Annotated in this window: 29 protein-coding genes and 1 pseudogene; 12 read left to right on the top strand and 18 right to left on the bottom strand. The window is 70.7% G+C overall.

The genetic code is table 11. The annotated features are described in order from the left end of the window. Positions 1 to 90 precede the first annotated feature (90 nt). The 3 genes from IE252_RS36765 (at position 91) to IE252_RS36755 (ending at position 3,399) form a co-directional block, all read left to right on the top strand. Positions 91 to 1,005 carry an alpha/beta hydrolase gene (locus IE252_RS36765; RefSeq protein ID WP_190093825.1) on the top strand — a complete coding sequence of 305 codons (915 nt, stop codon included), beginning with the start codon at positions 91 to 93 and terminating at the stop codon, positions 1,003 to 1,005. A 62-nt stretch (positions 1,006 to 1,067) separates the two neighbouring features. Next, positions 1,068 to 1,643 carry a PadR family transcriptional regulator gene (locus tag IE252_RS36760; RefSeq protein ID WP_190093824.1) on the top strand — a complete coding sequence of 192 codons (576 nt, stop codon included), beginning with the start codon at positions 1,068 to 1,070 and terminating at the stop codon, positions 1,641 to 1,643. 37 nt (positions 1,644 to 1,680) lie between these two features. After that, complete coding sequence (locus IE252_RS36755) at positions 1,681 to 3,399, top strand: acyl-CoA dehydrogenase family protein (RefSeq protein WP_190093823.1); 1,719 nt, start codon at positions 1,681 to 1,683, stop codon at positions 3,397 to 3,399. A gap of 78 nt (positions 3,400 to 3,477) precedes the next feature. Here the strand turns inward: IE252_RS36755 and IE252_RS36750 are convergent, their stop codons facing one another. Further along, complete coding sequence (locus IE252_RS36750; protein ID WP_190093822.1) at positions 3,478 to 3,921, bottom strand: MarR family winged helix-turn-helix transcriptional regulator; 444 nt, start codon at positions 3,919 to 3,921, stop codon at positions 3,478 to 3,480. Positions 3,922 to 4,015: 94 nt separating this feature from the next. Between IE252_RS36750 and IE252_RS36745 the strand changes: the two genes are divergently transcribed. Beyond that, entirely contained in the window at positions 4,016 to 4,408 is a 393-nt protein-coding gene (locus IE252_RS36745; RefSeq protein ID WP_190093821.1) for a nuclear transport factor 2 family protein, read from the top strand. A 62-nt stretch (positions 4,409 to 4,470) separates the two neighbouring features. Continuing rightward, complete coding sequence (phzG, locus tag IE252_RS36740) at positions 4,471 to 5,172, top strand: phenazine biosynthesis FMN-dependent oxidase PhzG (protein ID WP_190093820.1); 702 nt, start codon at positions 4,471 to 4,473, stop codon at positions 5,170 to 5,172. A gap of 76 nt (positions 5,173 to 5,248) precedes the next feature. On the opposite strand, the gene IE252_RS36735 is transcribed toward phzG, so the two are convergent. The 4 genes from IE252_RS36735 to IE252_RS36720 form a co-directional block, all read right to left on the bottom strand. Next, positions 5,249 to 6,346: a methyltransferase gene (locus IE252_RS36735; protein ID WP_190093819.1), complete on the bottom strand. Its 1,098-nt coding sequence runs from the start codon at positions 6,344 to 6,346 to the stop codon at positions 5,249 to 5,251. Positions 6,347 to 6,482: 136 nt separating this feature from the next. Next, complete coding sequence (locus IE252_RS36730; protein ID WP_190093818.1) at positions 6,483 to 7,448, bottom strand: phosphotransferase family protein; 966 nt, start codon at positions 7,446 to 7,448, stop codon at positions 6,483 to 6,485. A 115-nt stretch (positions 7,449 to 7,563) separates the two neighbouring features. Next, the gene (helR, locus tag IE252_RS36725; protein WP_190093817.1) at positions 7,564 to 9,744 is read right to left on the bottom strand and encodes an RNA polymerase recycling motor ATPase HelR; all 2,181 of its coding nucleotides are present in this window, start codon (positions 9,742 to 9,744) and stop codon (positions 7,564 to 7,566) included. Positions 9,745 to 9,955: 211 nt separating this feature from the next. Further along, on the bottom strand, positions 9,956 to 10,840 hold the full coding sequence (locus IE252_RS36720) for a hypothetical protein (RefSeq protein ID WP_190093816.1): 885 nt from the start codon (positions 10,838 to 10,840) through the stop codon (positions 9,956 to 9,958). A gap of 333 nt (positions 10,841 to 11,173) precedes the next feature. On the opposite strand from IE252_RS36720, the gene IE252_RS36715 reads away from it, so the two are divergent. Further along, positions 11,174 to 11,617 carry a GNAT family N-acetyltransferase gene (locus IE252_RS36715; protein ID WP_190093815.1) on the top strand — a complete coding sequence of 148 codons (444 nt, stop codon included), beginning with the start codon at positions 11,174 to 11,176 and terminating at the stop codon, positions 11,615 to 11,617. A 19-nt stretch (positions 11,618 to 11,636) separates the two neighbouring features. Here the strand turns inward: IE252_RS36715 and IE252_RS36710 are convergent, their stop codons facing one another. After that, a complete protein-coding gene (locus tag IE252_RS36710; RefSeq protein WP_190093814.1) occupies positions 11,637 to 12,440 on the bottom strand; it encodes a class I SAM-dependent methyltransferase in 804 nt (267 codons plus the stop codon). A gap of 111 nt (positions 12,441 to 12,551) precedes the next feature. On the opposite strand from IE252_RS36710, the gene IE252_RS36705 reads away from it, so the two are divergent. Then, entirely contained in the window at positions 12,552 to 13,046 is a 495-nt protein-coding gene (locus IE252_RS36705; RefSeq protein WP_190093813.1) for a MarR family winged helix-turn-helix transcriptional regulator, read from the top strand. Continuing rightward, positions 13,043 to 13,498 (top strand): winged helix DNA-binding protein, encoded by a 456-nt coding sequence (locus IE252_RS36700; protein WP_190093812.1) that lies wholly within the window; start codon positions 13,043 to 13,045, stop codon positions 13,496 to 13,498. Before IE252_RS36705 ends, IE252_RS36700 begins: the two co-directional genes overlap by 4 nt. A 47-nt stretch (positions 13,499 to 13,545) precedes the next feature. Here the strand turns inward: IE252_RS36700 and IE252_RS36695 are convergent, their stop codons facing one another. Next, complete coding sequence (locus tag IE252_RS36695) at positions 13,546 to 14,463, bottom strand: LysR family transcriptional regulator (RefSeq protein WP_190093811.1); 918 nt, start codon at positions 14,461 to 14,463, stop codon at positions 13,546 to 13,548. 106 nt (positions 14,464 to 14,569) lie between these two features. On the opposite strand from IE252_RS36695, the gene IE252_RS36690 reads away from it, so the two are divergent. Beyond that, positions 14,570 to 15,415, top strand: a complete 846-nt coding sequence (locus tag IE252_RS36690) for an oxidoreductase (protein ID WP_190093810.1) — start codon at positions 14,570 to 14,572, stop codon at positions 15,413 to 15,415. Positions 15,416 to 15,472: 57 nt separating this feature from the next. Here the strand turns inward: IE252_RS36690 and IE252_RS36685 are convergent, their stop codons facing one another. From IE252_RS36685 to IE252_RS44410, 4 genes and pseudogenes are all read right to left on the bottom strand, one after another. Next, positions 15,473 to 16,642: a serine hydrolase domain-containing protein gene (locus IE252_RS36685; protein WP_308434596.1), complete on the bottom strand. Its 1,170-nt coding sequence runs from the start codon at positions 16,640 to 16,642 to the stop codon at positions 15,473 to 15,475. A 154-nt stretch (positions 16,643 to 16,796) separates the two neighbouring features. Next, positions 16,797 to 17,270 carry a flavin reductase family protein gene (locus IE252_RS36680; RefSeq protein ID WP_190093809.1) on the bottom strand — a complete coding sequence of 158 codons (474 nt, stop codon included), beginning with the start codon at positions 17,268 to 17,270 and terminating at the stop codon, positions 16,797 to 16,799. 115 nt (positions 17,271 to 17,385) lie between these two features. Continuing rightward, entirely contained in the window at positions 17,386 to 17,718 is a 333-nt protein-coding gene (locus tag IE252_RS44415; RefSeq protein WP_373298676.1) for an aromatic-ring hydroxylase C-terminal domain-containing protein, read from the bottom strand. Between the two features lie 219 nt (positions 17,719 to 17,937). After that, a pseudogene (locus IE252_RS44410) lies at positions 17,938 to 18,881 on the bottom strand (FAD-dependent monooxygenase); the annotation flags it as partial. On the opposite strand from IE252_RS44410, the gene IE252_RS43585 reads away from it, so the two are divergent. Beyond that, positions 18,790 to 18,987 (top strand): hypothetical protein, encoded by a 198-nt coding sequence (locus IE252_RS43585; RefSeq protein ID WP_229849037.1) that lies wholly within the window; start codon positions 18,790 to 18,792, stop codon positions 18,985 to 18,987. The pseudogene IE252_RS44410 and the gene IE252_RS43585 sit on opposite strands and share 92 nt — an antisense overlap. Positions 18,988 to 19,169: 182 nt before the next feature. Continuing rightward, on the top strand, positions 19,170 to 19,403 hold the full coding sequence (locus tag IE252_RS36665) for a hypothetical protein (RefSeq protein ID WP_190093807.1): 234 nt from the start codon (positions 19,170 to 19,172) through the stop codon (positions 19,401 to 19,403). Between the two features lie 31 nt (positions 19,404 to 19,434). Here IE252_RS36665 and IE252_RS36660 read toward each other — a convergent pair whose 3' ends face one another. The 4 genes from IE252_RS36660 to IE252_RS36645 form a co-directional block, all read right to left on the bottom strand. Continuing rightward, positions 19,435 to 20,028 (bottom strand): GNAT family N-acetyltransferase, encoded by a 594-nt coding sequence (locus IE252_RS36660; protein WP_190093806.1) that lies wholly within the window; start codon positions 20,026 to 20,028, stop codon positions 19,435 to 19,437. Between the two features lie 129 nt (positions 20,029 to 20,157). Further along, positions 20,158 to 20,577: a TOBE domain-containing protein gene (locus tag IE252_RS36655; protein ID WP_190093805.1), complete on the bottom strand. Its 420-nt coding sequence runs from the start codon at positions 20,575 to 20,577 to the stop codon at positions 20,158 to 20,160. 172 nt (positions 20,578 to 20,749) lie between these two features. Next, positions 20,750 to 21,325: a hypothetical protein gene (locus IE252_RS36650; protein WP_190093804.1), complete on the bottom strand. Its 576-nt coding sequence runs from the start codon at positions 21,323 to 21,325 to the stop codon at positions 20,750 to 20,752. 185 nt (positions 21,326 to 21,510) lie between these two features. Continuing rightward, entirely contained in the window at positions 21,511 to 22,092 is a 582-nt protein-coding gene (locus IE252_RS36645; protein WP_190093803.1) for a TetR/AcrR family transcriptional regulator, read from the bottom strand. A gap of 115 nt (positions 22,093 to 22,207) precedes the next feature. On the opposite strand from IE252_RS36645, the gene IE252_RS36640 reads away from it, so the two are divergent. Next, entirely contained in the window at positions 22,208 to 22,438 is a 231-nt protein-coding gene (locus tag IE252_RS36640) for a putative antibiotic biosynthesis monooxygenase (RefSeq protein WP_190093802.1), read from the top strand. Positions 22,439 to 22,459: 21 nt separating this feature from the next. On the opposite strand, the gene IE252_RS36635 is transcribed toward IE252_RS36640, so the two are convergent. From IE252_RS36635 to IE252_RS36625, 3 genes are all read right to left on the bottom strand, one after another. Then, a complete protein-coding gene (locus IE252_RS36635) occupies positions 22,460 to 23,461 on the bottom strand; it encodes an acyl-CoA desaturase (protein ID WP_190093801.1) in 1,002 nt (333 codons plus the stop codon). An 86-nt stretch (positions 23,462 to 23,547) separates the two neighbouring features. Further along, on the bottom strand, positions 23,548 to 23,820 hold the full coding sequence (locus tag IE252_RS36630; protein WP_190093800.1) for a hypothetical protein: 273 nt from the start codon (positions 23,818 to 23,820) through the stop codon (positions 23,548 to 23,550). Positions 23,821 to 23,825: 5 nt separating this feature from the next. Then, positions 23,826 to 24,419, bottom strand: coding sequence for a DUF5994 family protein (locus tag IE252_RS36625; RefSeq protein ID WP_190093799.1), 594 nt, complete (start codon positions 24,417 to 24,419; stop codon positions 23,826 to 23,828). Positions 24,420 to 24,755 lie beyond the last annotated feature (336 nt).

The following is a 24,755-nucleotide window of genomic DNA, read 5'->3' as shown; positions in this document are numbered from 1 at the left end:
GGGGACGGCCCGTTGATCGTCATGGACAGTATGTGAACCACGTGGTTCACTTCGTTCGTGGGGTGGAGGCCCAACCACTCGGAGGTCGACATGAGCGTGTCCGTATTACGCGAGAAGGTCCGATTCATCAGTGGAGGCGCGGAGTGCGTCGCCTGGCACTACCCGGGCACCAACCAGGCGTGCGTGATCATGGCGGCCGGTGGTGCGGTGACCAAGGAGCCCGGCACCGACCCGTTCGCCAGGCGGTTCCACGAAGCCGGGTTCTCGGTCCTCGCCTTCGACTACCGGCACTTGGGGGAGAGCGGCGGCCACCCGCGCCAGGTGGTGCCCATCGGTGAGCAACTGGACGACTGGCAGGCCGCGATCGCCCATGCCGCGACCCTGCCGGAAGTCGACCCGGCCAGACTCGCCATCTGGGGTTTCTCCCTCTCGGGCGGCCATGTCTTCCCCGTCGCGGCGCGCAACCCGCGGCTCGCGGCGGCCATCGCCCAGACGCCATTGGCCGACGGTCCGGCGGCCACGCGCGCCGCGGCTCGCCACCAGAAGCCGCTCGCGGCACTGCGCATGACCGGCCGCGCCCTGCTCGACACCGTCGGCCAACTGATCGGCCTGCGGCCCCTGTTGGTCCCGCTCGCGGGCGAACCCGGCACCGTCGCGCTCCTCACCACACCGGACAGCATCGACGGCGACAGGGCGCTGAACCCGGACAACGCCTACCCGGAGTGGCAGCAGACGGTCGCCGCCCGCACCGCCCTGAGCCTGACGTTCTACCGGCCCGGCCGCCACGCCTCCCGTATCGCGTGCCCCCTACTGGTCCTCGTCTGCGACCAGGACCAGTCAGCACTCCCCGAGCCCGCCGCCGACGCCGCCGGGCGAGCGCCGCGCGGGGAACTCGTCCGCATGCCGGGCGGCCACTACGAACCCTTCCTCGACGGCCACGAACGAGCCGCCGACGCCGAGCTCGCGTTCTTGTACCGGCACCTGCCCACCGGCCACGCCGGGTGATCCCGGTCTCACTCGGGCGGTGCGGCTTGGCTATGCAACGAGTTGCATAGAAGGATCACGGTATGGCGCTCGAACACGCGATCCTCGTCTCCCTGCTGGAGAAGCCGGGCTCAGGCTATGAGCTGGCCCGGCGGTTCGAGCGGTCCATCGGCTACTTCTGGACAGCGACGCACCAGCAGATCTACCGCGTCCTCAAGCGCATGGAGGGCGACGGCCTGCTCGCCGTCCGGGAGGTGGCCCAGGAGGGCCGGCCGGACAAGAAGGAGTACTCCGTCGCAGGCCCCGGCCGCGCCGCACTCTCCCAGTGGCTGCACGAGCCGATCGAACCCGAGAGCCTGCGGCACGACCTCGCCGTGAAGATCCGCGGTGCGGCCTTCGACGACCCGGCCGCGGTGCTCCGCGAGGTCGAGCGGCACCGCCGGGTGCACAGCGACCGGCTCGCCCACTACCTCGCCGGGGAGCTGCGCGACTTCACCGGACCCGCCGCCCCCGCCCCGCTCGACACCGGTCAGGAACTCCAGCACGTCGTGCTGCGGGGCGGCATAGCGTACGAGCGGATGACGATCGCCTGGCTCGACGACGTCCTCGCCACCATCCACCGGCTGTCCACCGGCTCACCGACCACCGATGACCACTGACCGACGACTGCGACCCCTTCTCGAAAGGCGACCCTTCATGGCCGACGCCCTGCTGTTCAACCCGCGTACCTACGACCCGGCGCACTTCGACCCCGAGACCCGCAGGCTGCTGCGCGCCACCGTCGACTGGTTCGAGGCGCGCGGCAAGCGCCAGCTGATCGAGGACTACCGCTCCCGTGCCTGGCTCGCGGACTTCCTCGCCTTCTCCGCCAAGGAAGGCCTGTTCGCCACCTTCCTCACCCCGGCCTCGGACGCCGGGAACGAGGACCAGCGTTGGGACACGGCCCGCATCGCGGCCCTCAACGAGATCTTCGGGTTCTACGGCCTCGACTACTGGTACGCCTGGCAGGTCACCATCCTCGGCCTCGGCCCGGTCTGGCAGAGCGACAACGCCGCCGCCCGCGCCCGCGCGGCCGAACTCCTCGCCCAGGGCGAGGTGTTCGCCTTCGGCCTGTCGGAGAAGACGCACGGCGCCGATATCTACTCCACCGACATGCTGCTCGAGCCCGACGGCAACGGCGGCTTCCGGGCCACCGGTTCCAAGTACTACATCGGCAACGGCAACGCCGCCGGCCTCGTGTCGGTCTTCGGTCGGCGCACCGACGTCGAGGGCCCCGACGGCTACGTCTTCTTCGCGGCCGACAGCCGCCACACCTCGTACCACCTCGTCAAGAACGTCGTGGACTCCTCCAAGTACGTCAGCGAGTTCCGGCTGGAGAACTACCCGGTCGGTCCCGACGACGTCCTGCACACCGGCCGCGCCGCGTTCGACGCCGCCCTCAACACGGTCAACGTCGGCAAGTTCAACCTGTGCACCGCCTCGATCGGCATCTGCGAGCACGCGATGTACGAGGCCGTCACGCACGCGCACAACCGCATCCTCTACGGCCGCCCCGTCACCGCCTTCCCGCACGTGCGCCGCGAGCTGGCCGACGCGTACGTCCGTCTCGTCGGGATGAAGCTGTTCAGCGACCGCGCCGTCGACTACTTCCGCTCGGCCGGGCCCGACGACCGCCGCTACCTCCTCTTCAACCCGATGACGAAGATGAAGGTGACCACGGAGGGCGAGAAGGTCATCGACCTGATGTGGGACGTCATCGCCGCCAAGGGCTTCGAGAAGGACAACTACTTCGCCCAGGCCGCCGTCGAGATCCGCGGACTGCCCAAGCTGGAGGGCACGGTCCACGTCAACCTCGCGCTGATCCTCAAGTTCATGCGCAACCACCTGCTGGACCCGGTGCAGTACCCGGCCGTCCCGACCCGCCTGGACGCGGCCGACGACGACTTCCTCTTCCGGCAGGGCCCGGCCCGGGGCCTGGGCTCCGTGCGCTTCCACGACTGGCGACCCGCCTTCGACGCGTACGCGACCGTGCCCAACGTGGCCCGCTTCCGCGAGCAGGCCGACGCGCTGTGCGAGTTCGTCACCACGGCCGCGCCCGACGAGGCGCAGAGCCGCGACCTCGACCTCCTGCTCGCCGTCGGCCAGCTCTTCGCGCTCGTCGTCCACGGCCAGCTGATCCTGGAGCAGGCCCGGCTGACGGGTCTGGACGAGGACGTGCTGGACGAGCTGTTCGCCGTGCTCGTACGGGACTTCTCCGCGCACGCCGTGGAGCTGCACGGCAAGGACTCGGCCACCGAGCAGCAGCAGACCTGGGCGCTCGGCGCGGTCCGGCGCCCGGTCGTGGACGAGGCCCGCTCGGCGCGGGTCTGGGAGCGCGTCGAGGCGCTGTCCGGCGCGTACGAGATGGCGCAGTGACGCGCTGACCCCACCTGTCCATGCCATGGCCCACCGGCGCGATCGCCGCCGGTGGGCCATGCGCGTTCATGGCGCCCGCTAGGCGAACGGGCCCTCGGCCGTGAAGCGCCGCAGCCGGCGGGCGAACGCCTCCGCCTCGCCCGGCGGCCAGGAGGAGAGACTGGCCGTGATGTGGGCGGCCAGACGCGTACGCAGCTCCGTCACCGCGAGTTGACCCCGCTCGGTGAGGACGAGCAGGTGGGCCCGGCGGTCGTGGGGATCCGCCTCGCGCCGGATGAGCCCGGCGGCCTCCAGCCGCGTGGCACGGCGGGTGACGCCGGAGCGGTCGATTCCGACGTCGGGGGCCAGATCGGCCGCGCTGCGCGGCCCGGTCCGCGCCAGTGCGCTGAGCACCGGATACGTCACCTCGTCCACCCCCTCGCCCATGCCGGCGGTGAGCTGCTGGTGCAGCTGCGCGCGCGTGGTGCGGCGCAGCAGGATTCCCAGCGCGTCCGCGATCTCTTGCCCTACTTCGTTGTCCACCCCTGAAGAATAGCGTGCGCCGCGCACGCTTACCTGTTATGTTGTGACAGAAGCGTGCGCCGCGCACGCACTATGGCCCTGAAGGGAAACCACCATGAACCGCACCGGAATCAGCGCCGCCCTCAACGACCTGCTGTTCAACACCGACATCACCGTGGCGGAGGCGGTCGAACGCCACTTCACCGCGCAGTACCGCCAGCGCACCGACGGGGAGTGGGCCGACCGCGCCCAGTTCGTCGAGCACATCTCCCATCTGCGTACCGTCGTCGCCGACGGCAGTGTCACCGTCCACGAGGAGCTGTGGGACGGCGGCAGGTACGCCGACCGGCACACCGTCGACGTCACCAAGAAGGACGGCTCGACGGTGAGCATGGAGGTGTACGTCTTCGCCGACCTCGCCCCCGACGGACGCTTCCACCGCATCGAGGAGACCACCCTGATGCTTCGGGGCTCCGACGCCGACCGGAATCTGGGCAGCGCCCGCTGACGCACCGTCGACGCCGTGGAGGTCGCGGGACATGATGTTTCGACGATCGAAAGGATTTCTTCATGCCTGACCTGTCCCAGTCGAACGGATCTCTCGTCAGCCCCTCGAACGGCCGTGCGCGCGCCCCCCGTTCCGAGACGCTCACCGGCAGCATCGACGTGGAATTCCCCGAGTTCCGCACCCCGCCCCCCGAACCGATGGCGCTGCTGGCCTCGTGGCTGGAGAGCAGCATCGCGCAGGGGGTGCGGGAGCCGCGCGCGCTGGCCCTGGCCACCGCCGACACCCGGGGCCGTACGTCCTCCCGCATCGTGGTGCTCACCTCGATGACGGACGCCGGGATCGTCTTCCTCACCCACTCCAGCAGCCAGAAGGGCCGGGAACTGGAGGAGAACCCCTGGGCGTCCGGCGTCCTCTACTGGAGGGAGACGAGCCAGCAGATCACGCTGGCGGGCCCGGTGGGCCGGTTGCCCGACGCCGAGGCGGACGACATGTGGTTCGCGCGGCCCGTCTTCACCCACGCCATGAGCACCGCCTCCCGGCAGAGTCAGCCGATGGACGACTTCGGCCAGGTGGCCGAACTGCGCGACAGGGCGCGGGAGCTGGGGGAGCCGCAGCGGCCGTTACCCCGCCCCGCGACGTTCACCGCCTACCGACTCGCGCCCGACAGCGTGGAGTTCTGGGCCAACGGCACCGACCGCCTGCACGAGAGGCTGCGCTACGACCGCACCGGCGACGACTGGAGGATCAGCAGGCTCCAGCCGTGACGGCGGGCCGGGTCGGCGCGCCCGACCACCGGGCATGCGCCGACCCGGCCCCCGCTCCCTCACGTCGTGCGGAGCCTCACTCGGCCACGACCGCTTCCATGATCGAAGCGTGCGGCGAGGGGTCCAGAACACGTACGACCGAGAATCCCGCAGTGGCGAGCAGCGCCTCGTACTCCGCGCGGGTGCGGCCCTTTCCGTTCAGGACCGTCATCATCAGGACATCGATGGTCTTCCCCGGGTGCGGGTCGTTGCCCGCCGGGATCATCGCGTTGATGACCAGGAGGCGTCCGTGCGCGGGCATGGCCTCGCGGCACGTGCGCAGGATGCGTACGCACTCCTCGTCCGGCCAGCTGGCCAGCACGTGCTTGAGGAGGTAGACATCGGCGCCGGACGGCACGGAGGCGAAGAAGTCCCCGGCCTGGGCGCTCCAGCGCCCGGTCAGCTCCGGGGTGTCGAGCACATGCCCGGCCACCACCGGCTCCAGGTCGACCAGCGTGCCCGTCATCTGCGGGTTGCGGCGCAGGATCGCACGCAGCAGACCGCCGCGCCCGCCACCCACGTCTACGGCGGTCGTGGTTCCGGAGAAGTCGACGGCTTCGACGACGTCGTTGCTCAGCGTCTCGGAGAACGCCGCCATGCTGGAGTTGAAGGCCTTGCCGACTGCCGGGTCGGCGGCGAGGTGGTCGTAGAAGGGGAGGCCGTACACGTTCTCGAAGGCGGTGCTTCCCGTACGGACGGCCTCGTGGAGCTGGGCCGCCGACTGCCAGAAGACCGGCTCGCCGCGCACCATGATGTAGTCGCGCAGCGAGCGCTCGGTGTCCGAGCGCAGAGGCTGCGCGAGCGGGGTGAGGTGGAAGCGGCCCTCCTCGTCCTCGCGGAAGACACCCTTGGTGGCGAGGAACCGCAGGAGCCGGTAGAGGTGGGGGCCGTCGACTTCCGCGGCCTTGGCCAGCTCGTCGGCGCTGCGCGGTCCGCCCGCCAGGTGGTCGGCTATGCCGAAGCGCGCGGCGGTGTGCAGGGCCGCCGAGTAGAGGTATCCCAGGGAGAGTTCGAGTAACTCGCCGGTCACCTCGTCCGGGGCGGCGGGTGAGCCGAGGGGCTGTGCGGCCTCCGAGCCGTGCGGGGTGCCGGACGTGTGCGAAGATCCTGCGGCTTCCGGGTGAGCGCCTGCCATCGGTGAGGTCCCCTCTCTCAACTCTTGTATGAACAAGAGTGCATGGTACGTATGACTTAGCAGCGGCGCTCCAGCCTACGTCCCGCACTTGGCATTTGGCTTGAGCTGCCGCGTCAGTCTCCGGTCGGCGTGGCCGCTACGGGAGTCGCGCGCCCAGCCGGGTCCGGAGCCACTCGATCGCGGCGGCGCCCTGCGCGGCCTGGAAGGCGCGCACGGTCGGCAGCCCGGGCGGCGCGCTCCGCAGCGACTGGCGTACGAAGTACCCGGCCAGCGCGGCTAGCGTGGCGGTCACCCCTTCGGGCTCGGCGTCCCGGCCCACCGGGTGTGCGGTGAACACCTCGTCGGGGTCGGGCCCGCCCTGCGCGCGCACGCAGGGCAGCATCAGGAGCAGGTCGAACCAGGCCGCGGCCCGTACGGCGTGCGGCCAGTCGACGAAGACGACGCGGCCGTCGGCGGTCAGCAGGATGTTGTCGGCGCGCAGGTCGCCGTGGGCGAGGGTGTCACCCGAGGCGAACTCGCCCCAGGGCGCGGCGAGGTCCGCGAGCGCGGCCAGATTCCGCCGTACCCAGGGATCGAGGCGGTCCAGTGCGCTGCCGTCACCGTCGAGGAGCTCCTCCCACCCCCGGAACGACTCGGCCTCGCTTTCCACGACGGTCGGTACGTCGAGGGGTGCGGGGGTGAGGGTGTGCGCGAGCTGGCCCACGGCGTGCAGCACCCGTGCCAACTCGTCCGGCCGCCACGGCACATGGGGCTGCCGTCCGTCGACGTCCTCGAAAGCCAGAGCCACCCACGTCGCGTCGTCGTGGCCGGCCAGCAACCGCGGTGCGGGGACGCTGAGCGGCAGGGCGGCGGAGATACGGGCCTCGGCGCGGTGGAGTGCCGGGCTGACGGGGTTGGTCTCGGCGCTCACCGCCTTCACGAACGCCCGCCGCCCGTCCGCCAACCGCACGCGCGTGGCCACCCCGGGCGAGAATCCACCGTGCTGGGTCACGGCCTCGGTGACCGGTGCGCCCAGTCGCGCCTCCAACCCGCACCGGACGTGCTCGGGAACCCGGTCCCAGTCGGTGCGGACTCCGGTGGCGGACGGTGCGGTGATGGTCATGCCGTCATGGTCGACGACGTGGCACGGGGGAAGCGACAGGTTTTCGTGTGGGTGCGCTCACACCACGGCTCGGCCCTCCGTCACACCTCTCAGGTGTGACGGAGGGCCGTCGCCGTCAGGCGCTGGTGAGGATGACCAGTCGCTGGGTCGCGCGGGTCATCGCGACATACCGGTCGACGGCTCCTGCGATGCCGTCGCCGTACGTATCCGGGTCGACGAGGACGACCAGGTCGAACTCGAGCCCCTTCGACAGCGTCGGCGTGAGCGACCGCACACGGGGCCGCTCCCGGAACCTCGGATCACCGATGACACAGGCAACCCCCTCGTCATGCGCCGCGAGCCAGTCGTCCAGGATCACGTCCAGATCGGCGACCGATCCGTGGACGACGGGGATGCCGCTGCTGCGGATCGAGGTCGGCACGTTGGCGTCCGGGAGCGCGGCCCGGATGACCGGCGCGGCCTCCGCCATGACCTCCTCCGGCGTGCGGTAGTTGACGCTCAGGGAAGCCACCTCGATGCGGTCGAGCCCGATCCGCTCCAGCCGCTCCCGCCACGACTCGGTGAACCCGTGCCGGGCCTGGGCGCGGTCGCCCACGATGGTGAAGCTCCGCGACGGGCAGCGCAGCAGCAGCATCTGCCACTCGGCGTCGGTCAGCTCCTGCGCCTCGTCCACGATGATGTGGGCGAACGGGCCGGCGAGCAGGTCCGGTTCGGCGGAGGGCAGCGCGCTCTCGTCGATCAGGGTGTCCTGCAGGTCCCGCCCGTGCAGCATGCCAAGGGCGCCTTCGCTCTCGTCGAGCTCGACGTTCTGCAGCAGGCTGTCCATGACCTCGGCCCGCCGCGCGCGCTCGGCCTCGGCTGCGGCCTCCTGGCGACGCTTGCGCACGGACGCCTCCGCGTCGCCGAGCCGCTGCCGTGCCGCGTCCAGGAGCGGCAGGTCGGACACCGTCCAGGCGTGCGCTTCTTCGCGCTGGAGCGTGCGTACGTCATCGGCGCTCAGCCAGGGAGCGCACTTGCGCAGATAGGCGGGCACCGTCCACAGATCGCCTACGAGGTCGGTCGCCTCCAGCATCGGCCACGCGCGGTTCAGGGTCCCGATCAGCTCCCGGTTCTGCAGCAGCGACCTCCGCAGCAGCTGGGGCGAGACCTCGTCGTCGTCCTCGTACTCGTCCGCGTGCTTGTCCATCAGGATCGTGAGCAGCTCCTCGCGGATCTGGTCGCGCGCCTCGTTGTGCGGGGTGCCGGGCTCGACGGCCGCGAACGCCGCGGCCCAGTCGTCGGCGCTCAGCCAGACGTCGGACCAGTGGGTCGACACCGTCATGCCCTTGGTGGGCGGCTCCTCGTAGAGGGCCACGGCCGGTTCGATGGCCTTCACCATCTCCGGGGACGACTTCAGCCGGGCCACCTCCGGGTCCTTCTCGGCCACCGCCGTGGCTCCCTCGGTGACCATGTCCCGTACGAGACAGGTCTGCACGCCCTCCTCGCCGAGGCTGGGCAGGACGTCGGCGACGTAGTCCAGATAGGGCCGGTGCGGGCCGACGAACAGCACACCGCCCCGGCGGTGACCCAAACGCGGGTCGGAGTAGAGCAGATGGGCGGCGCGGTGCAGGGCGACGACGGTCTTGCCCGTGCCCGGACCGCCGTCGACGACGAGCGCGCCCCGGGAGCCCGCGCGGATGATGGCGTCCTGGTCGGACTGGATGGTGGACAGGACGTCGCGCATCCGGGCCGACCGGTTGCCGCCGAGGCTGGCGATGAACGCGGACTGGTCGTCGAGTGCGGCGCGCCCCTCCAGCCCCTCGGCGGTGAACACCTCGTCCCAGTAGTCGTTGATCCGGCCCTGCGTCCAGCGGTACCTGCGGCGGCTCGTCAACCCCATCGGGTTGGCGTGGGTGGCCGCGAAGAACGGCTCGGCCGCGGGGGAGCGCCAGTCGACGAGCAGTCGGCGGCCCGTGCTGTCGGTGAGGCCGAGGCGGCCGATGTACAGGGGCTCGGCGCCGTCCGCGGGGACGAAGTGGCCGAGGCAGAGGTCCAGGCCGAAGCGGCGCAGGGTGCGCAGCCGCCCGGTGAGCCGGTGGATCTCGGTGTCCCGGTCCATCGCCTCCCGGCCGATGCCGCCGGGCGCCCTGCGCGCGGCCTCCAGACGGTCGGACAGTTCGGCGATCGACTGCTCCAGGCTCTCCGCGATCGCCGCGAAGTGCCGCTCGTCACCGTCGATCAGCGCCGGGTCGGCCTTGTGGGAGAGGCGCTCGGGAAGGTCGAACGCAGACCTGTGAACCGATTGAACCGACGACACAACACGCACTTCGTGAATCCCCCTTGTACTGCAGGTTCTGACCTAGGTCGGCGATTCTGCCCCACCCCCGGGGCCTTGCGGCAAGCCCCCCGGTGCGCTATAAGTTGAGAGTGGCAAGGAGTGGATATACCTCCTTGCCTTTTTCGTTTCCTCCGGACAGACAGCCCCTGCCGCAGCACCCTGCGGCAGGGTTGGGGGACTCAGACCGTCGTCACACACCGCCCGCGATGAGGGACCAGCCCGAGGAGACCTCGGGGAGCGCGCCGACGTTCCGGTAGTTGCCGCCGGAGAGCGTCGAGATCCAGGCGGTCCCGTCGGTCTTGTAGAAGAACAGGCTGTCCGGGGTCCGGCCGACCTGGTCCCAGATGCCCGAGGTGCCGATCTCACGGAAGTTGATGCCACTGCCGTTGGTCGCGTTGCTCACCCGGAACTGGAGCTCGCCGCCGCTCCTCGACAAGGCCAGCATCGAGTCCTTGGTCGCGGTCAGCTCACCCAGGAAGTCATCCCTCGGGATGGCGCCCTTGTCCGAGTAGACGCCGTTCTTGAGGGTCCCGTAGCCGAGGTTGCTCCAGGGGAAGTCGCCCGACCCGTGCCGGGCCGCGGCGACCAGGGTGTCGCACGAACTGGCCATGGTGCTCCAGCCCGTACTGAAGTTGTCGTACGTGCGCACCTCCTGGTACCTGCCGTTCTTGAGGGTGCCGGTGACACCGGCGCCGGTGTCGCCGTTGTAGAACAGCACGGAGTCGCCGGACGCCTCCACGGAGGTCCAGCCCGTCGAGAAGTCGTCGTAGGTCTGGGTGCGGGAGTACGTACCGTTCTTGAAGGTGCCGACCTCACCGGCCCCGGTGTCGGCGTTGTACAGCACCAGCGAGTCGCGGCTCGCCGCCGCGTGGGTGTAGCCGGTCGGCAGGGTGAAGCCGCCTTTGTACCGCCAGTGGCCGGCGGAGAGGGTGCCGGTGCCGGTCTCGCCGTTGTCGGCCCGGTAGAACAGGATCGAGCTGCTCGGTGTGGTGCTGTTGCAGTACGTCGAAGCGGCGTTCGCGGGGGATGGCGGGCCCGGCCAGCAGGGCGGCCGTCGCGGACGTGACCGTGGCAAGCGCGGCCACCAGGGACTTCCTCATGATTCTCCCCATTTCCTCGCACCTGGACGCGTGCGGCCGGCCCTCGGGGCGCGCCGGAATTCCCGCGCCGCAGCCGTTCACGATCTGAAGGAGGACGTCCGCGTGCACGCTCGAACAGTCGGCCCCGCCCCCGCCCGACGCCCTGTCGGGCTGCCCTGTCGAGCTTGTTCCACGCTCGTGGTCAGACGTCCTCCTCATCGTGCGCCGCCTGCGGCCGCAGCGCATCTCCGCCTTCACGGGCTCGTCGGCCTGCCCCGGCGAGGAGGGCGCTGACCAGGGCGTAACCCCTTGGCGGTAGCGTGGCGATCATGGCGGACTGGAAGATACGGGCGGCCTCGACGGCGGACGTCGAGGCGGCGGTCGAGCTGCGCGCGGTCGTGATGCGGCCGGACCTGGAGCGGCTCGGACGCTACGACGAGCACCGGGTGCGGCAGCGGCTGCGCGAGCGCTTCGACCCGGACCACACCTGGGTGATCGAGGTGGCGGATGCCTTCGCCGGATGTGTGGCCCTGCGACCGGCCGAGGACGCCCACTGGCTGGAGCACTTCTACCTGGCCCCGCACCTCCAGGGCACCGGCATCGGCTCGGGCGTGCTGCGCGAACTGCTGGAGCGGTGTGACCGCGGTGGGTTCCCCGTGCGTTTGAACGTGCTGCAGGGCAGCGCGGCCCGGCGGTTGTACGAGCGGCACGGGTTCGAGGTCGAGGGCGAGGATCCGGTGGACGTGTTCATGGTGCGCCGCGTGCCCGCGTAAGCACTTTTCCGGATCGCGGCTACGGGCGGCGTCCCCACGCGGAGATCATCGGGGCCGTGGCCAGGTCGAGGCGTCCGGCGGCGACGTTGGCCAGGTGCCGCTCGATCTCCTCGCCGGTGGCCAGCCCCCGCTCGATCAGATGGTGGCGGATCTGCCGCACCGTCGCGTCTTCCAGTACGGCACACGCGGGCGAGGTGATGGGGAAGTACGCGTCGGCCTGCACCTCCTCCAGACCTGCCTCGCGCAGCACTCTGGGCAGGGTCCGCCCGTACGCGAGGTCCGCGCCGCGCGCCGCCATCAGGGTGCGGAAGCCGGACCGTAGGCGGTTGGCGAGCCGCTGTTCGGGCCCCGACTCGTCCGGGCACAGCAGGGGTTGCAAGGTGGGGTCGGCGTCCTCCAGAAGCAGCCATCCGCCGGGACGCAGCGCCCGGACCATCCGGCGCAGGGCCTCGGTGCGGTCGCTGACGTGTGTCAGGACCAGCCGGGCGTGTACGAGGTCGAAGGGACCGGGTGGCGGTGGGTCGGCCGCCACGTCGTGGGAGATCACCTCGATCACACCGTCGGTGACACCCTCGATCCAGGACACGTCGATGTCGGTGGCGACCACCGAACCGGTCGGTGCGACCCGCTCGGCCAGCCCCAGGGGCACGGAGGGACCACCGGCGCCGACCTCCCAACACCGCATGCCGGGACCGATTCCGAGCCGGTCCACGTGTCGGAGCGTCACCGGGTCGAACAGCTCGGCGAGGGCGCCGAAGCGGACGCCCGCCTCCGACTGCTGGTTGTCCAGCAGGTAGCCGCGGTCCGTGTCGTACTCAGCCATCCGGCGATTGTGGCAGAGGGGCGACGGCGTGAGCCGATCGAGGCGCAAAGCCGGCCGTGTTCCGTCGGAAAATAGTAGCCATGGACATAGTTGCTATGTACTCTATTTGTCATGAGCAACGGTTCGCCGGGCCCCACGCCCGGTTTCCTCGTATGGCGGCTCGCCAACAAGTGGCGCGTCGCGGTCGATCGCGCGGTGGCTCCGCTGGGGCTCACCCACGCGCAGTACTCGGTGGTCGCGTCGCTGCACGGCATGCAGCGGGCTGGTGAGCGTCCCAGTCAGCGCCAGCTCGCCGACCACACCGGTCTGGAAGCGCTGTACGTCTCGAAGCTGGCGCGCGCCCTGGAGTCGGCGGGCCTGATCGAGCGCACCCGCGATCCCCGCGACCCGCGCGCCGTACAGCTCGCCCTCACCGAGCAGGGCCGGGCCGTCACACGGCAGGCCATCGAGGTGGTCCAAGAACTGCACCAGCAGTGGCTGGAGCCGCTCGGCGGCCTGGACGGCACGCGAACGCGTGCGTTCACCGACGAGTTGAGGACCCTGCTCGACGCACCGCTCGGCCCGTCCGTATCGAACGACCAGAGCACCCAGGAGACAACGCCATGACCGCCACCGCATCCACCACCGCACCAGTCGCCGACCCCCGTGTCCTCGCTCTGGCCCACTACGCCGCCCGCGGCGTCCTGGAGCGCGTCCTGGCCCGGCACGGCATCACGTTCCAGCAGCAGATCGCGCTGCGCGCCGCGGTCACCGCCGACACTCCGCCGACGCCGGACGATCTCGTCGTCCAGGTCCAGGGCTCCCTCAAGGCCGATCCGGCCGACATCCGCACCACGCTCGACGAACTGCTGGCCAAGCGCCTGCTCGTCGCCGACGGTGCGCACCTTCGCGCCACGGATGCGGGGCGCGAGCTGATCTCCGTAGCCGCTGCGGAGGCAGCCCCCTTCACCGCCCGCATCTGGGCCGGGGTGGACCCCGAGGACCTGGCCGCCACGGGGCGGGTCCTCACGCTGGTCGCCGAGCGGGCCAACGCGGAGCTTGCGGCTCTGAGCGCCTGACCAACCGTCAGCGGGCGCTGAAACAGAGGTTGGCAGGTCGTGCCGGTTCACGAGGTGGCTGCGGCCCCCACCTCCCGTGCGGCGGCCGGGTAGGCGAGAACCAGTGGCCGTACGTCGTCCTTGCGGGCGGCCACTGCCAGTCGGGGTGGGGAGACGCCCCGGACCGGCACGGCGACCACCTCGTCCCGGGCGACCAGCGGGGCGTTGCCGGCGGCCAGCAGCGCCACTCCTTGACCGCTGGTGACCGCCTCGTGGGTCTCCTCGGCGCTGGCCACCACCGCGCCGATCCGTGGCTCGCGGCCGTCTCGGGCGTCAAGGGCGAGCCAGTAGTCCCGCAGCGGGCCGGCCTGCGGGGGGAGGGCGAGGAAGGGTTCGTCCAGCAGGTCGCTGAAGTCCACTTTCCCCTCCGGGTCGGCGGCTGCGCGCGCCGCCAGGGGGTGTCCGTCGGGCAGGGCGACCAGTCGGGGCTCCCGGGCCACCACCGCATGCTGGTAACGGTCCCCGTCCGGCAGCGGCAGCCAGACGAAGGCGACGTCGCTGGACCCGTCCGCCAATCCGGCACTCGGATCGGCCCAGTTGACCTGTCGCAGTACGGGGCGTACGTCCGGATGCCGGGAGAGGAGACGGGCCCGAAGAGCGGGCAGCAGCCCGCGGCCCGGGCTGGTGGACATCCCGATCACCAGGTCGCACCGCCCGGCGCTCTTCGCCTCCTCCACCGCAGTCTGCGCGGTGCGCCAGACGGCCAGCACTTCGCGGGCGTGCGGCAGCAGGGCCTGCCCCACCGCGGTCAACCGCACGGTGCGTCTGTCGCGTTGGAACAGTTCCGCGCCGAGCTGTTTCTCCAGCATACGTATCTGCTTGCTCAGGGCGGGCTGGGAGACGAAGAGTTTCTCGGCGGCCCGGGTGAAGCTCAGTTCCTCGGCGACGGCGGTGAAGTAGCGCAGATCGCGTCCATGGACATCCATAACTCATGGCTATCACAACGGGTCTTGGACGCGTCCACTGTTCCTGGCGAGGGATGGAGCCCGTCGACGGGGAAGCCCCGCACGGCAGTTGACGAGGGAGTGGAAGATGAGCAACAGCGCCAAGGTCTGGCTGGTCACCGGTGCGAGCAGCGGCTTCGGGCGGGCCATCACCGAGGCCGCGGTCGCCGCCGGTGACACGGTGATCGGCACCGCCCGGCGGACGCAGGCGCTGGACGACCTGGTCGCCGCGCACCCCGACCGCGTCGAGGCGATCAGCCTGGACGTCACCGACGGCGAACAGATCGACGCGGTGGCCGCCGACGTCCTGGCCCGTTACGGCAGGGTGGACGTGCTGGTGAACAATGCCGGCCGCACCCAGGTGGGGGCGTTCGAGGAGACCACCGACCAGGAGCTGCGCGACCTGTTTGAGCTGCACGTGTTCGGCCCGGCCCGGCTGACCCGGGCGCTGCTGCCGCAGATGAGGGAGCGCGGCAGCGGCTCGATCGTGAACATCAGCAGCTTCGGCGGCCAGCTGTCCTTCGCCGGGTTCTCCGCCTACAGCGCGACCGAGGCGGCGCTGGAGCAGCTGTCGGAGGCCCTGGCCGACGAGGTGACGCCGTTCGGCATCAAGGTGCTGATCGTGGAGCCCGGCGCGTTCCGCACCAACCTGTTCGGCAAGGACGCGGCGTACTTCTCCGAGGGGAACCCGGCGTACGCGGAGAAGGTCGGCGCGACCCGCCAGATGGTCCAGGGCAGCAACGGCGACCAGCCCGGCGACCCGGCGAAAGCCGCAGCGGCCATCCGCCTGGCCCTGGCCGCCGAGAACCCCCCACTCCGCCTCGCCCTCGGCGGCGACGCGGTCGACTTCCTGACCGCCCACCTGGACTCCGTACGGGCCGAACTGGCGGAGTGGGAGAAGGTTTCGCGGGGGACGGACTTCGACACGGAGTGACGGCGGAGCCGCCGCTGGGGACCGGGGGCTGTGCCGCAAGCCCCCGGCCACGGTGGTTCAGCGGCACAGAGCCGTGTCCACGACACTCTCCACGTGCTTCATCGGTGTCTTGTCCGTCTGCTGGACGGTCACCGCGACGTTGGCGGCGCGGCCCTTGTCGGTGGCTCCGCCGCGGGTCTCGTAGCCCGGGAAGCTGCCGCCGTGGCCCCAGTAGAGACCGCCGCACGACAGCGGTGTGCTCACGAGGCCCAGTCCATAGCGGGCGCCGTCGGCGAAGGGGGCTCCGGCGGGGACGGTGGTGCGCATCTGGGCCAGCTGGGCCGGTCGGAGGAGGGTGCCGTCGAGGACCGCGGTGAAGAACCGGGTCAGGTCGGAGTTGGTGGAGATGAGCTGGCCCGCCGCCCAGGCCCAGGAGGGATCCATCTCCGTGACGTCGGTCAGCGGCTGGTCCGACGCATCCCGGTAGTAGCCGTGGGGGTGGGGTTCGCGGATGGTCGCGTCACGGGGGGTGGGGAAGTAGGTGTGGCGCAGCCCGAGGTGCTGGATGACGCGCCGGTCCACCTCCTCGGCGAGGGGGTGGCGGGTGACCTTCTCGACGAGCAGGCCCGCCAGCACGTAGTTGGTGTTGCTGTACTCCCACTTCTTCCCGGGGTCGAAGTGGGCCTTCTCCTGGAGTGCGAGGCCGAGGAGCTCGCGGGGTTGGTAGTAGCGGACGTCCTCGTCGAGGTGCTTCAGGTAGTCGGGAAGTCCGCTGGTCTGCTGCAGGATCTGACGGACGGTGATGCGGCGCCCGTCGATCCCCTCCCCGCGTACGAGGCCCGGCAGATACCTCTCGATCGGGGTGTCGAGGCGGATCTTCCCTTCGCCGACCAGTTGCAGCACGACCACCGCGGTGAACGTCTTGGTGTTGCTGCCGATCCGCACCTGACCGTCCCGAGGCACCGCCGATCCGGTGGCCACGTCGCCGACTCCCGCGGTGTACGTACGGGTGTGGCCGTCCCGGTCCTTGACGCTCGCCAGCGCCGCGGGCAGGCCGTCGGACTGCACCAGGGCGTCGAGGCCCTGCTGGACGGCGTCCGGCCGGGTGGCAGCGGACGCCGGGAGCGGCGCCAGTGCCCCCATCGTCATGACACCCACGGCCATCGCGACCGCCACCGGCACGGCTATGGGCCGACCGCCTTGCTGCCGCCCGGAAAAGCGGAACCTCTGCCATGCCTGCTCGCGCACGAGTGAACTCCTGGAGAATGGTGGGGAATCGGCGGTGTGTGCCTGGTCCCACCTTCTCCGGAAGCGGCCGCCCCGGACGATCCGGCTACCGCCCGACGCCAGGTAGGGGTAACCCCCGTAGCCCGCGCATCGTGTGCCACCAGGGGTTTGTCCACTAGGCGGGATGCCCCGCGGTGATGTCGAGCGTCTGGTGCAGGGACAGCGGCCTGTCGTCGTGCGCCTTGACGGCGGTCAGCGGTTCCAGGAGGAAGCCGACGTGGTCGCCTCCGTCGAAACGCTCCAGGATCCGCCCGGTGAACCAGGCCACGGCATCGCTCAACAGCGGGGTTCCGTCCGGGCCTTCGGTCCACTCCAACCCGTCGAACTTGTCCACCTCGGCCCCGCACAGGGCGCCGAACCGCACGGCCAGGTCGTGGTCCTGCGGCAGCAGATGCACGGCCAGGACCGTGGCCCGCTCGGCCACCAGGTAGGTGTGGTTGGCCTTGGAGAGCCACGCGATGAACCGCTCGGGCTGCAAGGAGCACTGCCCGGCGAAACCGACCAGGCACCCGGCCCGTTGCCCGCCCGCCGACGCGGTCACCACGTACACGGGGGAGTCCACCAGCGCGGTGAAGTCGTCGAAACTCACCTGAAGCCTCCTCGCATCCGGCTGTCGCACGAGGATACGGGCGCGGAGCCGACCTCTGGTGGTGACGGGACCGGGCGCCGAGCCGGACAGTCGGGCCACCTTGCTGGTCCCGCGATCACCGGTGGGCGAGGATGCTCCGCAGGACGGCCGGAAGTTCTGCGGCAGGCCCGTCGGCGCGCCAGGCGATGTGGCCGTCGGGGCGAAGGAGGAGGGCGGCGTCCGGGGCCGTACCGCCGATCAGTCGCTCCCACTGTCCCGGGTCCGCTTCGCGCTGTGTGCCGGTGTTGAGGGCGCGGACGGCAACGGGGACCCCGGTCTGCGAGCCACTGGCGGCCTGCTGCCGCCAAGCCGGGCTCTCGGTCCGGGTGAGGAGGGTGAAACCGGGGCCGACCAGGTCGAGGGTGGAGGTGACACCCCGAGGCCCGCCGACGAGGGGGAGATGGGGCATGCGCCCGCCTGGGTGGCAGCCTCCGGTGAGGTCCAACGCGGTGGCGAGAGGGGTTTGGCCGGTGGCCGGGACGACAGCGGTGGATCGGTACACGGCGTTCAGCAGGAGCTCGTCGTCGATGCGGTAACCGGCGCGGTTGCGTGCGTTGTCGGTGGAGATGTCGATGACCTGCCGAGCGATGGGGCGGCGTTCGGCCTCGTACGTGTCCAGCAGGGCGTCCGTGGCGTATCCGCCGGTGACGGCCGCTAGTTTCCACGCGAGGTTGTCCGCGTCGCCGATCCCGGTGTTCATACCGTGCCCACCGGTCGGCGGAATCACATGGGCCGCGTCGCCCGCGAGCAGGAACCGTGAACTGCGGTAGGCGGCGGCCAATTGTGCGTCCATCCGCCACGTCATCGTGTCGTGCACGGTCACGTCGAGGCCGGGGACACCGGCGGCCGTCCGGACGAGGTCGGCCAGGTACCCGTGATCGGAGAGAGCTGGCGAGGGAGGCATATCGGCAGGCAGCGGGTACTGGTAGATCCACTGACGGTCGTTGTCGACCGCCAGGAAACCACCCCGTCCCGGGGCGGTGAGGAAGTACGAGGCGCTGGCCCGGTCGGCCACCACCTCGCCCAGTCGCGCCTCGAAGCGGATGCTCAGATACCTGCCCAGGCCGGTGGGCCCCTCCATGGTGATACCCGCCCCGGCGCGTACGGTACTGCCCGCCCCGTCACACCCCACGACCCAGTCCGCACGCACGGTGTGACGGGAGCCGGTGGAGGTCTCCTCCAGGATCGCTTCCACGCCGCCCCGGCCGTCCTCCGCCCCGCACACCAACCGCGTCCCGAACCGCACCCGTGAGGCGTCGCGGCCGGTGGCGTGGCGCAGCAGGACGGGCTTCAGCGCGTCCTGGGAGCAGATGACTCCCGGCGAGGGAGTGCGCTCCGCCCCGCCGTCGGCTCGTGGGGCCACACCTGTGCGGACGAAGTCGGGGTCGACCAGGTCCCGGCCGCGGTAGAAGAACACCTGCGAGGCCGGAAGCGCGGCGCTCCGTACGGAGTCCTCCACGCCCTCCGCCGGAAGATCTCCATGGAACGGGCCGAGACCCCACGGGCCTTGGGGTGGCGCGAGGTGGTGAGCCGCTTCTCGACCAGCAGATGGTCCACGCCGTACCCGGACAGCAGGGCCGACAGGGTCAGCCCGACCGGCCCGCCCCCGACGACCAGCACGGATGTCTTCGACGGGAACAAGACGACCTCCATCGGCAGAGCCAAGAAGCGTGAGTAACGCAAGAACGAGAGTGTGACGTTACCGTGGTGGAGGAGAGGCAGCAGGCGCTGATGACTTCGAGATCAACGCCCTGCTCGACCGGTACCCCTGAAGCCCGTGAGCGGGCACAGCGGCGCGCCCTGCTGCGGGCGGCTCGCCCCAGCAAGCAGAATGGCGGCACATCAAACGTGGAGGTTGTCATGCCGGGATTCCTCGACCGGGCCAAGGAACAGGCCCAGTCCGCCCTGAACCAGGGAAAGCAGAAGGTCGACGAGGTCCAACAGCAACGAGCCGGAAACGACCTGTTGAAGCAGCTCGGGGCGGCCTACTACGCGGAGCGGCGCGGCTCGGGCACCCCCGATGCGACGCAGAAGGCGCTCAGCGCGCTGGAGGCGCACATCGCCGCCCACGGAGACGGCTTCCTGCGCGGCTAGCCGTGAGGTGCGGGTACCGGGAGGCCTCGCCTCAATCGGCCCGCACATCCCCCGAAGTGCCGTGCTCCGGCGCGGTCTTGATGTGCAGATGCCCGTCGAGCGGGTACGTGGGCGGCCACGCGGGAAGAGTCCGGTCGTAGGCGTACCCGCACTTCTCCGCGATGCGGCACGATGCCGGATTGTCGACCTGGTGCAGGAGTTGGAGGCGTTCCAGGCCATCGGCTCCGAAGGTGTCGAACGCCCAGGAGGTGAGAACCTCCAGGGCGCGCGGAGCCACACCGCGCCCACGCGCCGCCGCTGCCGTCCAGTACCCGACCTCGGCGCAGGGCTCCCCGGCGGCGACGTCCTTGAGCACCACGTTGCCCACCAGCTGCCGCGCCGTGTCCGGAGCCGCTTCGAGGACGGCGAAGCCGAACCGGTCGCCCGTCTCCCACCCCTCCTCCTGCATCCGCATCCACCGCCGCACATCGTCCTCGCTCTCCAGCGGGGAGCGTGCCCCACGGCGCAGAGCGGGATCCTTGTACGCCTCGATCAGCTCGGGAATGTCGTCCGAGCACCAGGGGCGAAGGACGAGAGCGGGAGCGGTCGGCGTCGCGGCGGCGGTGAGTATGACGGAGACGTTCACCGGCCGATCATCGGGCAGGATCGAGCGGCCGGAGAGAGAGATCGGGAGGGTGACACGCGGCTGCGTGTGGTGTGCCCGCGCCGGAGGGCCGCGCCACTAGGGTGCGCGGCCCTCCGGCGGTGGGGGTGATCAGGCGGCGGCGAGGGAGATCTCGGTCGACTTGATCAGCGCGACGACGGACGTACCGGTGGCCAGGCCGAGTGCTTCGACGGCGTCCTTGGTGATGGCGGCGGTCAACTCGCCGCCGTCGACGGTTACCTTGACCGCGCCCATGGCGCCGCCGGTCGCGACGTCGGTGACCGTACCGGCGATCTGGTTGCGGATGGAGATGCCTTCGACCGGGCCGGTCGCGAGGGACACCTCGGTGGACTTCACCAGGGCCTTGACGGCGGCGCCCGCGGAAAGGCCGAGGTCCTTCACGGCCTCGGTGGTGATCGCCGCGGTGATCTCCTGGCCCCCGATCAGCCGTACCTTCACCGACGCCATGGCCTCGCCGGTGGTGACCGCCGTGACGGTGCCGGGGATCTGGTTGCGGATGGACAGGCTCATGGGAAAACGCCTCACACGATCGGATGCGATTCAGCAGGCACTTCTGTGACCTGCCTTCACGGCCGACGGTAGCGGAAGGAATTCGCGCCGAAAGTGCCGACATCGTAGGTGCCAGCCGAATGGGGGTGAATTCCTGGCGTATTCCAGGAGGGGCTTCGACGGGCCGTGGGAATCAGATGGTGCAGTCCACCGACAAGCCGTCGATCCGTACCGTCCGGGTCGTTCCGTCGTACGAACTGATGACGGCCTCGACGAACACACCGGTGTTGCCCTGGGGCGACCACTGCGGGGTCGTGACGGACTGGTAGTAGGTGCTGGGGTAGAGCCGGGGGACCGTCTCGCCGAGTTTGGTGCCCTTCGAGTCCCACACCCGCAGGGCGAAGCCCACGGTGTCCTGCGGGTGTACCCATATCCTGGCCGTGCAGGTCGAGTTCCTCGTGATGCCGTCGATTCCGGCCCACGTTCCTTCGCGGGCCCAGCCCTGGCGGGCGCTGAGCCATCCGTTGTTCTGACCGGTGTCGGCCGTGCCGGTGTTGATCTCGAAACCGGCCTGGGCGTCGTCACCGGTGACGTGGTCCCACGAGTTGAGCTGGTTGCCTTCGAAGCCGTTCGTGTACAGCAGGGTTTGCGCCCCGGCGTGTGCGGGAGTCGACAGCGCCAGGACGGCCATCGGTACCGCGGCGGCGGCAAGCGTTCTGATCAGGCGCTGAGTACGGGTACGAGAACCGCGTCCAAGACGGAACTTCACTGGGTGCTCCTTGAGGTTGGCTCGGCGACTCCACTACGGAGGTGCCCCCGACAGCTTGTGCGGGCGCGTGGCGGGGAGACGACTGTGGTTCCATTCAGCGGACCGTGTCCCATGGAGGACGCGCCAAGGCGCTCGGACCGGCTCGGCAGCCGGCAGCGCGAACAGCTCCCGTCCGCGCCTCCGGATCAGGAGGTCAGCCGGCGGACCACGGTGACCAGGGCCGCGCGCTGGTGCTCGGGGCCGCTCCGGGCCGCGGGGGACATCAGCATGCGGGTGAGCTGGGGCAGGGTGAACCAGGACGCGGTCAGCGCGATCACCGCGTGCATGAGCTCGCCCGCGCCGACCGCGTCGGTCAGCGTTCCGTTCCGCTGGGCGGCGGTCACCGTGGCGATCTTCTCGGCGTAGTGGTCGGTGCGTTCGCACTCCGCTGCCACCCGGTCCTGGCAGAGCAGGCCCTCCCAGGCCAGCAGCCGTACGAAGTGGGGGTGCGTGTGGTGGTAGTCGAAGACCCGGCCCGCGTAGTCGCCCAGGTCGGCGGCCTGTTCATCGGTAAGCGGGACGGCTGCGGCGAGCTTTTGCAGCTCGGACTCCAGTACCGCGACGAACAGCTTCTCCTTGCTGCCGAAGTACTGGTAGATCCGCTCCTTGTTGATGCCCGCACGGGTCGCGACGCGGGCGACGCGGGCCCCCTCGGGGCCGTGCTCGGCGAACTCCTCGACCGCTGCGTCGAGCAGGAGCTGCCGCGTGCGTGCTGTGTCCCAGGCCATGCCATGACTTTAACTCATTCCCAACCAATGGGTTGGACATGGAGATGAGGGGATGTCAGAATCCAACCCGACGGTTGGGGATCGAGCCTCCAGCCACCCTGACCGGGAGATTTCCATGTCCACGAACACGTCTGCCGCCGCCCCGTCCATCCACCGCCGCGCTGTGATCACCTGGCTGGCGGTCTACCCGACCATCACCGCCGTCCTCGGCCTGCTCGGCCCGACGACCGCCCACTTGCCGCTGCTGCTGCGGACCTTGATCCTCACGGTGATAGTCGTCCCCATCGCCGCCTACGTCCTCATCCCGCTGCTGATGAAGGCCAACGCCGCGGTGGCCCGCCGCTGACCGAGCCGCCCCGGCGACACCTTAGGCCCGGCGGGCCGCGATGCGGTCCGGGGTCGGCCAGCGCACCTCGCGTACCCAGCCGAGGCGTTCGAGCAGGCGGATGACGGCGGCCGAGGGGTCGATCTGGCCGCGGTCGACGCCGTGCCGGGCGCTGGTCGGGTCGGCGTGGTGGAGGTTGTGCCAGCTCTCGCCGAACGAGAGCAGGGCCAGCGGCCAGAAGTTGGTGGCCCGGTCGTGGCGCCGGGTACGGAACGGCCGCTCGCCGATCACATGGCACAGCGAGTTGACGCTCCAGGTCACGTGCTGGAGCAGGGCGATCCGGGCGAATCCGGCCCACAGCAGCGCGGTCACCGCGTACCGCCAGGTGCCCCCGATCGCCCAGCCCGCACCGAACGGCAGCGCCAGCGTGAGCACGCAGAGCGCCGGGAACAGCCGGGAGACCGCGCGGATGTCGCTGTCCGCCAGCATGTCCGGTGCGTACCGCGCGGCCGGTGTCTGCTCGTCGCGGAACAGCCAGCCGATGTGGGCGTGGACGAGGCCTCGCAGCTGCCCGCGCAGATGCGTTCCGTAGCGGTACGGGGAGTGCGGATCGCCCGGGCGGTCGGTGAAGGCGTGATGGCGCCGGTGGGTGGCGACCCAGCCGATGGGATCGCCCTGGAAGCTCATCGAACCCGCCACGGCGAGCGCGATGCGCACGGGGCGGACGGCGGTGTAACCGCCGTGGGTGAGACCGCGGTGGAAGCCGACGGTCACCCCCAGCCCCGTCACCGTGTAGAGGCCGAGGGCCAGCAGGACGTCCGCGGGATGGACGAGGCTGCCCCAGAGCAGCCAGCCGCCGAGGCCGAGAGCCAGGAACGGGATGACCACGATCGCGCCGGTCACCGCCGCGTACAGCCGTCGGCCGCCGGTGCGACGGGGCTGCGCGTCGTCGACGGGGAAAGGGGCGTTTCCGTCGTACTCCTGCGACGACGGGCTCGCCATCGGCGGACCGGCGGGCGGCGGGGAGGTGGAACTGATGGACATACGGGGCTCCTTGACCTCGGTGGGGTGTGCGGCCGGGGTCTGGGGCTCTGGGGGTGCGGCGGGGCTGGTGGATCGGTGCCGGTAGATCAGTGCCCGGCCGTGTGCCGGATCCTGCGCCGGGGGCGCAGGCGTCCTCGGCCGCCGTCCCGTTGGTCGCGGCGGGCGGGGACGGCGAGCGGCTCGGGTTTTCCGGGGACCGGCTGGGCGATGTCGGCGCGGTCGTCCCGGCGGCCGGGGGCGAACCGGCTGTAGCGGTGCAGGATGATCCGCTCGGCGTGCTGGGCGTTGAGCCGGTGGATCAGGCCTGCCGCGCAGATGATCAGGAAGACCATGACGAGGATGGTCAGTGCTGTGGTCACGGCGGTCACATCCCCACCAGGAGGCGGCTGGTCCGGGCCGGGACGCCGAGGCGGATCGTCGGCGCGCCGCCCTCGTACTCCCATGCCTCCTCCGACTCGTCGGTGTCCGTCGACCGTTCGGTGGTCGGGATTGCGCCGGGGCCGTACTCGGCCGAGATGAGCGCGCTCGCGGTCAGCGGCGGCCCGGTGGCGTTGGTCGCGGCGGCCATCAGCCGTGCGGCGGTGGCCTCGTCGGTCTGCGGAGGGATCACCAGCAGATCCCAGCGGCCGACGCCGTACGACAGCAGCAGCATCTTGTGCGGATCCACCTCGGGCGTGAACCAGCCGGCCTTCACCACATGCCCGTGTACGGGGATCTTGCGCGGGATGACGGGCCAGTGCCGAGGGTTGACGGCGATACGGGTGATCCGGGCCCATGTGGGGTCCAGCACGTCGAGCAGTGCGGGGAGTTCGCTCAGCAGGTCACGGGAGCGGGGCCACCAGGCTCCGTCCAGAAGTCCACGGGCAGCGTCGGCGGGTTTGAGCGCGAGGCGTGCCGTCGGTGCCGGGTCTGCGGGGCTCTCGCGCCGCGGCCGGGGAAGATCAGTGGTCGCGGACATCACGCGAACCCGTCTCCAGGTCGCCGTCCGTGGACAGCGGCCCGGTGTCTTTGCTCGCCAAGAACGACGCCGACGCGGAGGCTGGCGTACGAAGTGCTCTCGGTAACTCCAGCGTACTCCTCGGTAGGGCCGATGAGGGGAGTACGGGGGAGGGAGATTCGGCTGTCGGCGTCGCGGCGTCGCCCCGACGAAAGGGCTCACCCGGCACGTGTGAGCGGGGCGGATTCCGATGCCGGTCGGCTGGGACGACCACCGCGCCGCAGTCACCCGGAGTACCGTGAAACAGCGGCGTCACCTCGCCACTCCACCACCACAGGGGTGTCCGTACCGGCGCAG

This window comes from Streptomyces melanogenes, from assembly GCF_014649795.1.
GTDB classification, from domain to species: Bacteria; Actinomycetota; Actinomycetes; order Streptomycetales; family Streptomycetaceae; genus Streptomyces; species Streptomyces noboritoensis.
Note: the sequence above shows the minus strand (reverse complement) of the source record. Positions and strands in the feature narration are given on the sequence as shown.

Bases quoted from the DNA above. Each gene is read 5' to 3' on its own strand.
- IE252_RS44415 (WP_373298676.1), bottom strand. From the start codon at position 17,718: ATGCCCCATCTCCCCCTCGTCGGCGGGCCTCGGGGTGTCACCTCCACC.
- IE252_RS36730 (WP_190093818.1), bottom strand. From the start codon at position 7,448: ATGACCATCACCGCACCGTCCGCCACCGGAGTCCGCACCGACTGGGAC.
- IE252_RS36690 (WP_190093810.1), top strand. From the start codon at position 14,570: ATGAGCAACAGCGCCAAGGTCTGGCTGGTCACCGGTGCGAGCAGCGGC.
- IE252_RS36735 (WP_190093819.1), bottom strand. From the start codon at position 6,346: ATGGCAGGCGCTCACCCGGAAGCCGCAGGATCTTCGCACACGTCCGGC.
- IE252_RS36695 (WP_190093811.1), bottom strand. From the start codon at position 14,463: ATGGATGTCCATGGACGCGATCTGCGCTACTTCACCGCCGTCGCCGAG.
- IE252_RS36645 (WP_190093803.1), bottom strand. From the start codon at position 22,092: ATGGCCTGGGACACAGCACGCACGCGGCAGCTCCTGCTCGACGCAGCG.
- IE252_RS36745 (WP_190093821.1), top strand. From the start codon at position 4,016: ATGAACCGCACCGGAATCAGCGCCGCCCTCAACGACCTGCTGTTCAAC.
- IE252_RS36700 (WP_190093812.1), top strand. From the start codon at position 13,043: ATGACCGCCACCGCATCCACCACCGCACCAGTCGCCGACCCCCGTGTC.
- IE252_RS36760 (WP_190093824.1), top strand. From the start codon at position 1,068: ATGGCGCTCGAACACGCGATCCTCGTCTCCCTGCTGGAGAAGCCGGGC.
- IE252_RS36755 (WP_190093823.1), top strand. From the start codon at position 1,681: ATGGCCGACGCCCTGCTGTTCAACCCGCGTACCTACGACCCGGCGCAC.
- IE252_RS36705 (WP_190093813.1), top strand. From the start codon at position 12,552: ATGAGCAACGGTTCGCCGGGCCCCACGCCCGGTTTCCTCGTATGGCGG.
- IE252_RS43585 (WP_229849037.1), top strand. From the start codon at position 18,790: ATGGAACGGGCCGAGACCCCACGGGCCTTGGGGTGGCGCGAGGTGGTG.
- IE252_RS36635 (WP_190093801.1), bottom strand. From the start codon at position 23,461: ATGTCCATCAGTTCCACCTCCCCGCCGCCCGCCGGTCCGCCGATGGCG.
- IE252_RS36655 (WP_190093805.1), bottom strand. From the start codon at position 20,577: ATGAGCCTGTCCATCCGCAACCAGATCCCCGGCACCGTCACGGCGGTC.
- phzG (WP_190093820.1), top strand. From the start codon at position 4,471: ATGCCTGACCTGTCCCAGTCGAACGGATCTCTCGTCAGCCCCTCGAAC.
- IE252_RS36710 (WP_190093814.1), bottom strand. From the start codon at position 12,440: ATGGCTGAGTACGACACGGACCGCGGCTACCTGCTGGACAACCAGCAG.
- IE252_RS36715 (WP_190093815.1), top strand. From the start codon at position 11,174: ATGGCGGACTGGAAGATACGGGCGGCCTCGACGGCGGACGTCGAGGCG.
- IE252_RS36765 (WP_190093825.1), top strand. From the start codon at position 91: ATGAGCGTGTCCGTATTACGCGAGAAGGTCCGATTCATCAGTGGAGGC.
- IE252_RS36625 (WP_190093799.1), bottom strand. From the start codon at position 24,419: ATGTCCGCGACCACTGATCTTCCCCGGCCGCGGCGCGAGAGCCCCGCA.
- IE252_RS36640 (WP_190093802.1), top strand. From the start codon at position 22,208: ATGTCCACGAACACGTCTGCCGCCGCCCCGTCCATCCACCGCCGCGCT.
- IE252_RS36665 (WP_190093807.1), top strand. From the start codon at position 19,170: ATGCCGGGATTCCTCGACCGGGCCAAGGAACAGGCCCAGTCCGCCCTG.